Raw genomic sequence first — 12,460 nt, forward strand, 5'->3', positions numbered from 1 at the left:
AAAAGAATTTTTTTATAAGTTTATTACTAATAAATATTGATGATATTTTATTTTTTATATTAATTTTATTACAAATTCTCTAATTCAAAATACCATAAAATCGTGATTTTTTATATATTATAATTTTTATCTTATGAGATTATAAAAAAAATAATATTTGACTTATAATGTAATTTAGAATAATATTTTGCTATTAATTTTTTATTTTAAGAAAAAAATAAAGATTAATACCAAAATTCTTATTTAAAGGAGTTTTATATGAATGAAGAAAAATTCAATAGGCGAGATTTCATAAAATCAGCTACTATTGGTGTTGGTGCAGTAGCAGCTAGCACAAGCCCTGTATCAATTATGGCAAGTGAGCTTAAAAAAAGTGGTAAAAATACCTCACTACCAAGCGTAGATGTTTTAGTTATCGGCTCTGGTGGTGCTGGTCTTAGAGCTGCTGTTGCGGTTAGAAAAAATCATCCAAATTTAAATGTTGTAGTAGTTAATAAAGGTATGCCATCACGAAATGCAACCTGTATGGCTGAAGGTGGGATTAATGGTGTGATTGATTTTGAAAATGGTGATTCAAACAAATTACACGCGTATGATACTGTTAAAGGTAGTGATTTTTTAGGCGATCAAGATGCAATTATTAAATTTGCACAAAAGGCTACCGAAGCAATTCACGAACTTGATTATGCAGGAATGCCTTTTAATAGACAACAAGATAAAACGGTTGCAAGACGTTTTGCTGGTGGTGCAAAATATGAACGCTGTAATTATGCAGCCGATAAAACAGGTTCTATTATGATGCACACCTGTCTTGATGAAGCTATTACAAATGGTGTTAATTTCTTGCTTGACCATTACTTACTTGACATTGCGATTGATAATAATGAGTGTGAAGGTGTAGTTCTTTTAAATATGCAAACAGGAGATGTAGTGCCTGTATTAGCAAAATCAGTAGTTCTAGCAACAGGTGGTTATACTCGTGTGTTTTATAACCGCACTTCAACCCCATTTAATGCTAGTGGAGATGGAATTGCTGCAGCACTTAGAGCTGGACTTGCGTTTAAAGACCCTGAAATGCTTCAATTTCACCCAACAGGAGTTAGAAATGGTGGTGCATTAATTACTGAAGCGGCAAGAGGTCTTGGTGGAAAATTAATTAATAATAAAGGCGAACGCTTTATGAGTAAATACTCAAATCGTCTTGAGCTTGCTCCAAGAGATATTGTTTCTCGTTCAATTGAAAGTGAAATTCGTTTGGGCAATGGATTTGGAGAAGGAATGGGCTCTTATGTTCTTTTAGATGTTACACATTTAGGTGAAGAACAAATTATGAATGAATTACCACAAATTCGTCATATTGGACTTTTATTTGAAGGTATAGATTTAGTAAAAGAACCAATTAAAATTCGTCCAACAGCACACTATTCAATGGGTGGTATAGAAATTGCAAAATTTGATGATATGAGTACTCATTTAGCAGGACTTTTTGCTGCAGGTGAGACAAGTTGTGCTTCAATTCACGGAGCAAATCGTCTAGGTGGAAATAGCTTAGCTGATGCGGCAGTTACAGGCAAACTTGCAGGTGAGGGTGCAGGTGAGTATGCAAATAAAAGACAAAATTATGGCTCTGGCAAACACGCTGAAGAATTAGCTCAAAAATGGAGAATTAAGCTAAAAGATATAACAAGTGGCAATTCAAAACCTAACGAGCTTTATGATTTAAGAGAAGAATTTGGACAATATAACTGGGATAATATGGGAATTTATAGAACAGGAGAAAAGCTTGAAAAACATATAAAAATCCTAGATGAGATTTGGGCTAAATATAATAATCTTAAAATTTCAAATCCAAATATGTTCTATAACACCGCTTTAATTGAGTATTTAGAATTTGGAAATCTCATTCTTTTAGCAAGATGTGCTTGTCTTGGTGCATTAAATAGAAAAGAAAGCCGTGGGGCTCATACTAGAGAAGATTATCCAACAAGAGATGATGAGAATTTCTTAAAACATAGCCTTGTTACTTTAAAAGATGACAAATTAAGCCTTAGTTATAAAGATGTAGTTATTACAGAATTTAAACCTGAAGAAAGGAAATACTAATGAAAATTTTAATTGACCGCTTTAATGGAGTTGATAAATTTGTTCAAGCATATGATTTAAGTATAGATGAAGTAAAGGGAAAAACGCTTTTAGCCTTATTACAACATATAAAACGCACTCAAGATATTTCACTAAATTTTACTTCGGCTTGTCGTATGGCGATTTGTGGTGCTTGTGGTGTGCGTGTGAATGGGCATTCATACCTTGCTTGTGATACTAAAATGGATGATTTATTAAAAGAATATGACAATCCTGAAAGCTTAAAAATCTCTCCTTTGGCAAATTTTAAAGTTCTTTCGGATTTGGTTGTAGATTGGGAGCCAAGTATTGAGAATTTAAGAAAAATAAAACCAACTATAACACCAAAAGAAGCCTTTTCTGATAAAAAAGGTTGCGTGCAAACTCAAGCTGAAGTTGATGCTATTAAAAAACAATGGGATTGTATTTTATGTGGTTGTTGTGCTAGTGAATGTAATAAACTTGAAGCTGATTCAAGTGATTATATGGAACCATTTGTATTTACTCACGCATTTCGTGCTGCTTATGATTCACGCTCAAAAGATGCTTTAAAACACTTAAAACCATCTATTGCAAATGGTCTTTGGATGTGCGTTCATTGTCAAGAGTGTGCCGACCGCTGTCCTAAAGGAATTAGTGCTGCTGATGATATAGCAATGCTAAGAGTAATGGCTATGAAAAAAGGTTTAAAAGATGGCACAGGACCAGCTCACGCAGAAGCATTCTTAAAAGACTTAGAAGATACAGGTAGATTAAATGAGATTTATTTAGCACTTCGCTCTGAAGGTGTTTTAGCAAATACTACAAAAATAGATATTGCATACAATCTAATGAAAGCAGGTAAGATGAATCCATTACATATTTTTGGTGATGAAGAAATTGAAGGTCATGAAGATTTAGTAAAAATGATTGAAGCAGCTAGAGCTGCTAATAAGGAGTAAGTTATGCAACAAAAAGATTTCGCTTTTTTCCCTGGCTGTGTTTTAAGTCAAGCAGCTAAAGAATCAAAAATGTCATTAGAAGCAATAGCTCCAATACTAGGTATAACTTTACACGAGATTAAGGGTTGGAGTTGCTGTGGTGCATCTCAAGCACAAGATGTAGACCCAATAGCAGCACTTGTAGCAAATGCTAGAAATATAGCATTAGCTGAGAATATGAATATGCCAATGCTAACAACCTGTAGCACTTGTATGCTAACTTTAACTCGTGCAAAAACTGCTTTAGATAAAGGTGCAAAAGACCGCATAAATGAATATTTAGCAAAAGGTAATATGAAATATCAAGGAAATAATGAAATAACAAGCCTTTTATGGATTTTGTATGAGAATTTAGATACCTTAAAATCAAAAGTTGTTAAGCCACTTTCTAATCTAAAAGTAGCTTTATTTTATGGTTGTCATAGTATTCGCCCTGAAAAATCATATAACGCAAAAGAAAGTTCAACTAATCCAAAAAGCTTTGAAGCTGTAGTTAGTGCGCTCGGTGCGACAATAGTTCCGTTTGAAAAACGCTTAGATTGCTGTGGTTTTCACGCTAGTTATCCAGCAGTAAAATCGGTGCAAAAAATGTCATCTCAAATTGTTGGTAGTGCTGATAAAAATGGTGCTGATTGCGTTGTTACACCTTGTCCGCTTTGCCAAATGCAGCTTGATATTTACCAAGAACGCTATCAAGATGCAATGGGTTCTGAAATTAGAAAGCCAATAATTCATCTTTCTCAATTAGTAGGATTAGCACTTGGTCTTAGCAACGAGCAATTAGGACTTGATTTAAATATAATTGATGCTACAAAATTAGCATAATTTTAGGGGCTAAGCCCCTAATTCTTTTGCCATTTTTATAAACTCAAGCTCTAAATGTGAGAGTTTTTTATCTTTTTTATAAGCTATAACTAATGTTTTAATTAAATTATTATCCTTTATATTAAATAATTTTATTTTATCTTTTTTATCATCTTTTATTAATTCGCTAATAGTAAAAGTAGCACCAACACCACTTGCTACTATTGAATTTGCAATATCAAAAGTCTCAGTTTCGCATAAAATTTTAGGAATAAATTCATTGTTTTTAAACATTAAATCAATATCTAATCTACTTCTTTGAGAAGATTTTGGCAGAATAAATTTCTCATTTTTTAGTTCTTTGATTGATATTTCTGGTAATTCTTTATTTTTATATTTTAAAGATAATTCGTGTAAAGATGGCAGTGCTAGAAAAACATTGCTGCTTTTTATTATTTCATATTTTAAATATTTTATATCAAGTGGTAAAACTAGCATTCCAAGGTCAATTTCATCATCATAAATCATTTGTTTGATTTTAAGCGTTGAAAAGATTTGAGAAATTTTAATATCAGCGTCGCTAAAACGCTTGCAAAATTGTGGCAAGAGATTTGGAATCATATTATAGCCATTTTGTAAGAATGCTATACGAATTTTGCCAGTTTTGGCATTGTTTAGTGCTGAAATTTCAGTATCAAGCTCTGCTATCATATCTTTTATTAGATTTGCTTTTTTTAAATATATTTCTCCTGCTTCGGTTAAAGATATTGGATTTGTGCTTCTATTAAAAAGCGTGGTTTTTAGCTCATTTTCTAATGCAAAAATACTTTGAGATAATGATGGTTGCGGTATTTTAAGCTCATTTGCAGCCTTTGTAAAGCTTTGTAATTTTGCTACTTTTAAAAATAGTTGCATATGTCTAAAATTCATCTTTTATCCTAATTTAAATTCTTTATTTTTCATATAAATATTTTATATGTTATTTGGTAATAAAATAAAAAATAGCTTTATAAAATTTTTTACTTTTAAAATTTAAATAGATAATATTTATTATTAAGATTTTAAAACAAGGTAAAAATGATTATTCTAGCGTGGGTAATACCTGAATTATAAGTAAAATAGCAAAAATAATATGCTAAATAATATTGACATTACAACAAATTCTACTTTAGATTAATATATCTTGTAAGAATATTTTAAAGCAAATTGAAGCTGTATTTTATGGTTTTCATATTATATAAATTTATATAATTTTTAAAGATTAATTACTAAGTAAAGCAATGATTTTAAATTCTTATTTTGTAAAAATCAAAATAAGAATTTAAACAAGCATTATAAACCTAATTGAATTTCTTTAGAATATAAATATCCTAAATGATTGGTGTTATTTAAGGTTATTATTTTTGCTAAATCATTAGATATTTCAAGGACATTAATGCAGGTATTATCTTGAGTAATGTTCCAAAATGAGCTAAGTGGTGCATTTAATAAATGAGAAATGATTACCTTATTTACTGCATCGTGAGCGAAAACTGCAATTGTTTTTCCATCGTATTTTGTAATATAATCGTTTATTGCAAGTTTTACTCTATTTAAAATATCTTCTAAGCTTTCTCCATTAGGCATTTTTACTAAATGTGGGGTTTGCTTCCATTTTTTTAATAAATCTTGTTCTATTTCACTTGATAATCTACCTTCCCAAGTTCCGTGATTTATCTCTAATAATCTTTCATCTTTTAAAACTTCTTTATTGTGAAATTTAGCACTTTCACAAGCTGTTTCATAAGCTCTTTTTAAAGGACTTGCTATAAAAAAATCAATTTGTATATTTTTTAAAGCAAGGGCTAATTTCTTAGCTTGCTCCTTGCCTAAATCACTTAAATCAGTATCAATTTGACCTTGATATCTACCTTCTTTATTCCAATTAGTTTGCCCGTGTCTAAGTAGTATTAGATTAATCATCGCAAATCTCACTGCAATCAATTATCTTAACTCCATGAACTCCAGCTAATTCACAAAGTTTTTTATAATCTGTTTTTAATGGTTTTTTATTAATGCTAATTGCCATTATGTTTTCACCACTTGTATTTGTTTTGCTAACTTGCATACTTAAAATATTTATTCCTGCTTCGCCTAAAATAGTTCCAATTTGTCCTATCATACCAGGCACATTATCGTGTGGCACTAACAATAATACTCCACTTGGTTCAAATTTAATATCATATTCATCAATACCACTAACATAAGCACTCTTATCGCTCATTAAAGCTCCTCTTATTTCGTGCTCACCTAATTCGCTTACTATTTTTACTTTTATTTGATTATTTATTTCATCACTTTTTTGCTCAATTAAGCTTATTCCTCTATTTTGAGCTAGAATTGGTGCATTAACCATATTTACTTTTTCTTGCAATATAGAATTTAATAATCCACATAACATTACTTGGCTTAAAGCTCTAGTATCAAGCTCTTTAAAGGCATTTGAATATTCAATGAAAACTTGTTTAATTGCTGAATTGCTAACTTCACACGCAATAAATCCTAATGCTTTTACTAGATTAAAATAAGGCTTAATTTTATTTAGCATTTCAGGGCTAACTGGCACAGCATTTAAAGCACTAGCAACCATTTGACCATTTAACGCTTCTTTAATAGCAATTGCTACATCAACTGCAACTCCTTCTTGAGCTTCTATTGTAGACGCACCTAAATGCGGTGTTAAAACCACATTTTTTAAAGTTGTAATTTCGTGGTTTCCTAATGGCTCATTAGCAAAAACATCAAGAGCAGCTCCTGCAATATCTCCATTTTTTAAAGCATTTGTTAAATCATCAAGATTAATACATTCACCCCTTGCTGCATTTATAATTCTTACACCTTTTTTCATTTTAGCTATGCTATTTTTATTTATCATTTCTTTTGTTTCATCTGTTAATGGAAGGTGTAATGTAATAAAATCAGCTTCAGCATAAACTTCATCTAATTCACATTTTTTAACTTGTAAATGAATAGCTCTTTCGTTGCTAAGATATGGATCATACGCAATTACTTTCATACCAAATGCTTGTGCTCTACTAGCAACACCAGCACCAATTCTACCTAAACCTAAAACCCCTAAAGTTTTATCTTTTAATTCAAGTCCTAAAAAGCTTTTTCTATCCCAAATACCATTTACAACGCTAGCATGTGCGTTAGGTATCATTCTAGCAAGGCTTAACATTAGTGCAAAAGTATGTTCTGTAGCTGCGTTTGTATTACCATTTGGTGCATTTACTACTATTATTCCTTTTTTTGTAGCTGCTTTTATATCTATATTATCAACACCAACTCCAGCTCTACCAATTACTTTTAATCTATGAGCGTGTTCTAATACTTTTTCTGTAATTTTTGTAGCACTTCTTAAAATAACTGCATCATAATCACCAATTATTTTTAGCAATTCTTCTTCGCTAATTTTAGGATATTCACTTACTTTGCAATCTTTTTCTAAAATTTTAGTAGCTAAATCGCTAACTCCATCTAAAACTAAAATCTTGTTCATCTACTCTCCTTTAAATAAAAGCTTTATTCTAGCAATTATTTTAAAGGATTGATTAATTAATTTGTTTTAAGTCGGTATTTTTAATATCTTAATTCAAATTCTTTAGAATTTCTTGAGTATAAATAGCATCATCAACACTTGCTAAAAGCCCTAAATCATTTGTCTTGATATAATTAATAAACTCATCTTGCTCTTTTGCTAAGCTTGAATGAGCTTGAAGTGTTATTGTAGTTTCATCTTTAATTAATTTTGAGTTTAAAAAGTCTAATTCATAGCTTGATACATTTGTATTTATAAAGGCTTTTCTAATCCTACTATTAAATTCCCAAGAAGCTAAAATATCAAGATTATTAGAATTTAGCTTAATTTGCGTGCAAGGATTATTTGTGCGATTTATTTTAAAACTAGCCTTTATCCCAAAGAAATTTGCTAAATCCAAATCATGCACACAAAGGTCTAAATCAACCCCAACATCACTAATTCTAGCTGGTTTTTTAGACGCTCTTATAAAACTTGCATATTTTATTTCTTCGTTTTTGATATGTTTTAAAAACTCAAGACTTACAGGGTTAAATCTCTCGCAAAAGCCAACTGCTACATTTACTCCGCTATTTTTAATAGCTAAAGCTTCATCAAGGCTAAATGATAATGGTTTTTCTATTAGAATAAAATTGATTTTATCTTTAATCTTAGAAAATACTTCATAATGATATTTAGTCGGAACAACTATTATCGCTCCATCAATATCATTTTTTAATAATTCATCTAAATTAGAAAAATACTTATTATCATCAATCCAATCAGGTTTAATTAAATCAAAGCAATATAAATTTATATCCTTTTTACAAAGTTCGGTGTAGTGGTTTTTACCCATTACACCAAGACCTATTAATGCTATATTCATTAAAAGCCTTCTTTATCTAAAGTATTATTTAATTCATTTAAAAGTGCGATTTTTTCCCATTGAGTATTCATATCAATTTCATTGCCTTCTTCTGTAGAGCTAAAACCACATTGGGTGCTAAACTCAATTTGTTTTGTATCTAAGAAATTAGCTGCTTCTTTTGCTCTTTTAATTAGAGTTTGAATACTTGGATTTTCCTTAGTTTTAGTAGTTAAAAGTCCAATTACTACTATTTGATTTTTAATATATTTTAATGGTTCAAAATCTCCTGACCTATCATCATCAAATTCTAAAAAGAATTTATTTATATTAAGATTTGCAAATAATTCGCTAGCAACCTTGCTATATCCACCACTAGCACTAAAATGGCTTCTATAATTACCCCTGCATATATGTATTGCACTTGTGATTGTTTTTGGCATAGTTGCTAGGCTTTTATTTAAATACTCCACATATTCTTTAGTGCAATCATCGGCGTTATAGTTGTTTTTGATTAGATTTGCTCTAAAATCTTCATCACAAAACGAGCCAAAGCTAACATCATCAAGTTGTAAATAAACTCCGCCTAATTTTTCAAATTCTAAATAAAAATCAGCATAGGCTTTTAAAATATCTTCTTTTAATTTTGCATAATCTTTTCCGTAGTATTCAAATTCTACATTAAATCCACCACGGATAAATAACATATATAAAAGCATTGATGGGCTAGGAATTGTTAATTTTAAGCGATTTGTATCAATGCCTAATTCTTTTGCAATTTTTACTAAACTTGCAAAATCTTTTAAGAAAGGATGGTTTTTACACTCTATTTTATTAGTTATTTTAATACCTTCAGCTCTTGTTTCTATACCTTTAAAAACATAGCCTTTTTCTTTAATAATTTTGCTAATTCCACTAAATCCCCAATAAAAATCTAAATGCCACCAAGAGCGTCTAAATTCTCCATCACTTAGATAATAAACATTGTTTTTATCACACTCAATGAGTAGTTCTTTTATACACTCATCTTCAATAGCTCTTAATTCGTCTTTACTGATTTTTGCGTTTGCATAATCACTTCTTGCAGCTTTTAATTTAGCTGGTCTTAAGAATGAACCTACTTGATCTAATCTTCTCATTTATTCTCCTTTATTAAAAATTTCAATGATTTTTTCTTGGTCTAGTGTATCTAAAAATGCAGAAAATGGCAAAGATAAAATCTCATTCGTTACATTTTCGCATACTTTAAAATCACTTGCTTTATAATCTAAATATTTAAAGCAAGGTTGCGAATATAGTGCTATTGGATAATGAATTGCGGTTGGGATATTGTTTTCACTTAGTTTTTTTACTACTAAATCTCTATTTTTAACCCTTACGCTATATTGAGCCCAAACACTCTTATATCCTGGTTTTACCTTAGGTGTAATGCAGTTTTTAAGGTTTTTTGTATAAATGTTAGCAATTTCGTTTCTTTTAGCAATTTCTTCATCAAAATATTTTAATTTTACATTTAAAACTGCAGCTTGTATGCTATCAAGTCTTGCATTTAAGCCTATTATTTCGTGTTTATATCTCATTTCGCTTCCGTGATTTATAAGTAATTTTACTTTTTTTGCTAATTCATCGTTATTTGTAAAGATAGCCCCACCATCTCCATAACACCCAAGTGGTTTTGAAGGGAAAAAACTTGTCGTGCTAATATCAGCAATATTACAAGAGATATTGCCTAAATCATCTTTTGCACCAAAGCTTTGAGCTGCATCTTCAATCAAGTATAAATTATGTTTTTTACATATATTTTTTATGGAATTTAAATCAGGCATTTGACCAAAAATTGAAACTGCCAAAATAGCCTTAGTCTTAGGTGTAATTAGGCTTTCAATTTTGCTTATATCAAGGTTATAATCTACTTCGCTTATATCAACAAAAACAGGTTTAGCTTTAATTAAAGCTATCATTTCAGAACTTGCAATGAAAGTAAAAGGAGTTGTAATTATCTCATCACCTTCTTTAATCCCTAAAGCTTTTAATGCTACATATAAAGCCGTAGTTCCGTTTGAGCAAGAATATGCGTATTTTGCTTTTGTATAATTTGCTAGATTACTTTCAAGTAAAGCAACTTCATTACCACCGATAAAACTTGTATTATTTAATATATTTTGAATTCTTTCATCTATTTCGTTTTTGTATTTTAAATATTGAGATTTTAAATCACAGAATGCTAACATTGATTATCCTTAAAAAATAAAAGGCTAATTGTATTTGCTTTCATTTAATACATAATTATTTAAGGCTTTATTGTAATCTTTATAATAAGCTTTTTTAAAATATAAATTTATAAAAATTATTTAAAATGATATTGAATGTGATAAAATAGGATATTTAAAAGCTTTTATTTATAAACAAGTAGCAAATACTCAAAAACTATAGCTAGTAATAAATCTATTTATTAATAAAATATTTGAATTATTAAATAATCTTATTTTATAGTATTTTATTATTATTGGAATTTAGGTGCTAGAGTTTTAAAAGTTAGTCTATATAAAAGGATAAAAATGAATGAATTAGAAAAGGTGCAAATTAGTTTGCCAATAATTTTAGATTTTGTATTCTATAGCGTATTAATGCTAGGAATTGGGTTTTATTTTTGGAAGAAAAATAAAACTTCAGAAGATTATTTTATAGGCGATAAAGGTATGGGTCCTATAGTATCAGCACTTAGTGCTGGAGCGTCTGATATGAGCGGTTGGCTTCTTATGGGATTACCAGGGGCTGTTTTATTATATGGCTTAGGTAAAACTTATATAGCAATAGGGCTTAGTATTGGTGCTTTAATTAATTGGATGTTTGTTGCTAAAAGGCTTAGAATTTATACTGATGTTAGAAAAGATTGTATAACTATTCCTGATTATTTTGAGACTAGATTTAGCGATGATAGTCATACCTTAAGAATAATTTGTGCTATTGTGATTTTAATATTTTTTACTATTTATATATCTAGTGGTTTAGTAGCTGGTGGAAAGCTTTTTGAAGAATTATTTTCGGTTAAATACGAACAAGCAGTAATTACAGGAACTATATTAATAGTTGTTTATACTTTCGTTGGCGGATATAAGGCAGTTTGTTGGACTGATTTGATACAAGGCTTATTGATGATGGGAGCTTTAATTATTGTTCCATTGGTTATGATTAATGAAATAGGCGGATTTAGCGAAGCTATTAATATAATAATTAAGCTTGGAGAAGAAAGTCAAAAAGATTATATTTCTATGAGTAAAAATCTAACTTTAGTAGGGATAATTAGTTCTTTAGCTTGGGGACTTGGGTATTTTGGTCAGCCACACATAATAGTAAGGTTTATATCTATAAAAAGCACAAAAGACATTCCAATTGCTACTTTTGTAGGTATTTCTTGGATGGTAATTAGCTTAATTGGAGCTATTTTAATAGGATTTATTGGTATAGCTTATTTGTATAAGTTTAATATAGACTTATTAGATAAGGATAGAATTTTTATAGTAACTAGCCAATTATTATTTAATCCTTGGATTTCTGGAATTTTATTAAGTGCGATTTTAGCAGCGATTATGAGTACGGCAAGTTCGCAATTATTAGTATCTAGCTCAACTTTAGCAGAAGATTTTTATAGAAAAATTTTTAATAAAGGTGCTCCTGCTAAGATAGTAATGAGAGTTTCAAGACTTAGTGTTTTGGTTGTTGCTATTGTTGCTTTTATAATTTCTGCTGATAAAAATACTAGCATTATTGATATTGTTGGATATGCTTGGGCTGGTTTTGGTGCTTCTTTTGGTAGTGTGATAATTTTTTCTTTATTTTGGAAAAATATGAGTAGATTAGGTGCGATTTTAGGTATGAGTTTTGGTGCTTTAGGAGTGATTTTGTGGGAGCATATTGATTATTTTAATATTGCAAAAGAAGGTATATTTGAACTTTATTCAATAATACCAGGATTTTTACTAGCTTCAGTATTTATAATAATAGGCTCAATGATACAGCCAGTAAGACAAGGAACAAAAAAAGCTTATGATGATATGCTAACTAAATTAAAGCTCTAAAAATTAGAGCTTTATTATCTTTAGTTTAAAACCTTTTTGATATGATTTAAAA

At 29.7% G+C, this 12,460-nt stretch carries 10 protein-coding genes; 4 read left to right on the top strand and 6 right to left on the bottom strand.

The window, feature by feature from the left end; genetic code table 11:
- Positions 1-258: 258 nt before the first annotated feature.
- From sdhA to sdhE, 3 genes are read left to right on the top strand one after another with little or no spacing between them, the layout of a single operon-like run.
- On the top strand, positions 259-2,103 hold the full coding sequence (gene sdhA, locus AVBRAN_RS03500; protein WP_239803559.1) for an 8-methylmenaquinol:fumarate reductase flavoprotein subunit: 1,845 nt from the start codon (positions 259-261) through the stop codon (positions 2,101-2,103).
- Positions 2,103-3,062: an 8-methylmenaquinol:fumarate reductase iron-sulfur subunit gene (gene sdhB / locus AVBRAN_RS03505; protein ID WP_214117140.1), complete on the top strand. Its 960-nt coding sequence runs from the start codon at positions 2,103-2,105 to the stop codon at positions 3,060-3,062. The genes sdhA and sdhB overlap by 1 nt, the downstream gene beginning before the upstream one ends.
- A gap of 3 nt (positions 3,063-3,065) precedes the next feature.
- On the top strand, positions 3,066-3,926 hold the full coding sequence (sdhE, locus tag AVBRAN_RS03510; RefSeq protein ID WP_214142701.1) for an 8-methylmenaquinol:fumarate reductase membrane anchor subunit: 861 nt from the start codon (positions 3,066-3,068) through the stop codon (positions 3,924-3,926).
- Between the two features lie 9 nt (positions 3,927-3,935).
- Here sdhE and AVBRAN_RS03515 read toward each other — a convergent pair whose 3' ends face one another.
- The 6 genes from AVBRAN_RS03515 to AVBRAN_RS03540 all read right to left on the bottom strand — a co-directional run bounded on the left by AVBRAN_RS03515 (position 3,936) and on the right by AVBRAN_RS03540 (position 10,560).
- On the bottom strand, positions 3,936-4,835 hold the full coding sequence (locus AVBRAN_RS03515) for a LysR family transcriptional regulator (RefSeq protein ID WP_214142702.1): 900 nt from the start codon (positions 4,833-4,835) through the stop codon (positions 3,936-3,938).
- 402 nt (positions 4,836-5,237) lie between these two features.
- Entirely contained in the window at positions 5,238-5,879 is a 642-nt protein-coding gene (locus AVBRAN_RS03520; RefSeq protein ID WP_214142703.1) for a histidine phosphatase family protein, read from the bottom strand.
- Positions 5,860-7,446, bottom strand: coding sequence for a phosphoglycerate dehydrogenase (gene serA, locus AVBRAN_RS03525; RefSeq protein WP_239803560.1), 1,587 nt, complete (start codon positions 7,444-7,446; stop codon positions 5,860-5,862). Before serA ends, AVBRAN_RS03520 begins: the two co-directional genes overlap by 20 nt.
- A gap of 88 nt (positions 7,447-7,534) precedes the next feature.
- Positions 7,535-8,350 (bottom strand): Gfo/Idh/MocA family oxidoreductase, encoded by an 816-nt coding sequence (locus tag AVBRAN_RS03530; RefSeq protein ID WP_214150536.1) that lies wholly within the window; start codon positions 8,348-8,350, stop codon positions 7,535-7,537.
- Positions 8,350-9,468, bottom strand: coding sequence for a 5-methyltetrahydropteroyltriglutamate--homocysteine S-methyltransferase (locus tag AVBRAN_RS03535; protein ID WP_239803561.1), 1,119 nt, complete (start codon positions 9,466-9,468; stop codon positions 8,350-8,352). The genes AVBRAN_RS03530 and AVBRAN_RS03535 overlap by 1 nt, the downstream gene beginning before the upstream one ends.
- A complete protein-coding gene (locus AVBRAN_RS03540; RefSeq protein WP_239803562.1) occupies positions 9,469-10,560 on the bottom strand; it encodes a DegT/DnrJ/EryC1/StrS family aminotransferase in 1,092 nt (363 codons plus the stop codon). It lies immediately after the preceding gene.
- Positions 10,561-10,887: 327 nt separating this feature from the next.
- Between AVBRAN_RS03540 and putP the strand changes: the two genes are divergently transcribed.
- Positions 10,888-12,408 carry a sodium/proline symporter PutP gene (gene putP / locus AVBRAN_RS03545; RefSeq protein ID WP_214150494.1) on the top strand — a complete coding sequence of 507 codons (1,521 nt, stop codon included), beginning with the start codon at positions 10,888-10,890 and terminating at the stop codon, positions 12,406-12,408.
- Positions 12,409-12,460 lie beyond the last annotated feature (52 nt).

Source organism: Campylobacter sp. RM12651, assembly GCF_022369475.1.
Lineage (GTDB): Bacteria > Campylobacterota > Campylobacteria > Campylobacterales > Campylobacteraceae > Campylobacter_E.

Coding starts and splice junctions, on each gene's coding strand:
- sdhA (WP_239803559.1), top strand. CDS start 259: ATGAATGAAGAAAAATTCAATAGGCGAGATTTCATAAAATCAGCTACT.
- sdhB (WP_214117140.1), top strand. CDS start 2,103: ATGAAAATTTTAATTGACCGCTTTAATGGAGTTGATAAATTTGTTCAA.
- sdhE (WP_214142701.1), top strand. CDS start 3,066: ATGCAACAAAAAGATTTCGCTTTTTTCCCTGGCTGTGTTTTAAGTCAA.
- AVBRAN_RS03515 (WP_214142702.1), bottom strand. CDS start 4,835: ATGAATTTTAGACATATGCAACTATTTTTAAAAGTAGCAAAATTACAA.
- serA (WP_239803560.1), bottom strand. CDS start 7,446: ATGAACAAGATTTTAGTTTTAGATGGAGTTAGCGATTTAGCTACTAAA.
- AVBRAN_RS03530 (WP_214150536.1), bottom strand. CDS start 8,350: ATGAATATAGCATTAATAGGTCTTGGTGTAATGGGTAAAAACCACTAC.
- AVBRAN_RS03535 (WP_239803561.1), bottom strand. CDS start 9,468: ATGAGAAGATTAGATCAAGTAGGTTCATTCTTAAGACCAGCTAAATTA.
- AVBRAN_RS03540 (WP_239803562.1), bottom strand. CDS start 10,560: ATGTTAGCATTCTGTGATTTAAAATCTCAATATTTAAAATACAAAAAC.
- putP (WP_214150494.1), top strand. CDS start 10,888: ATGAATGAATTAGAAAAGGTGCAAATTAGTTTGCCAATAATTTTAGAT.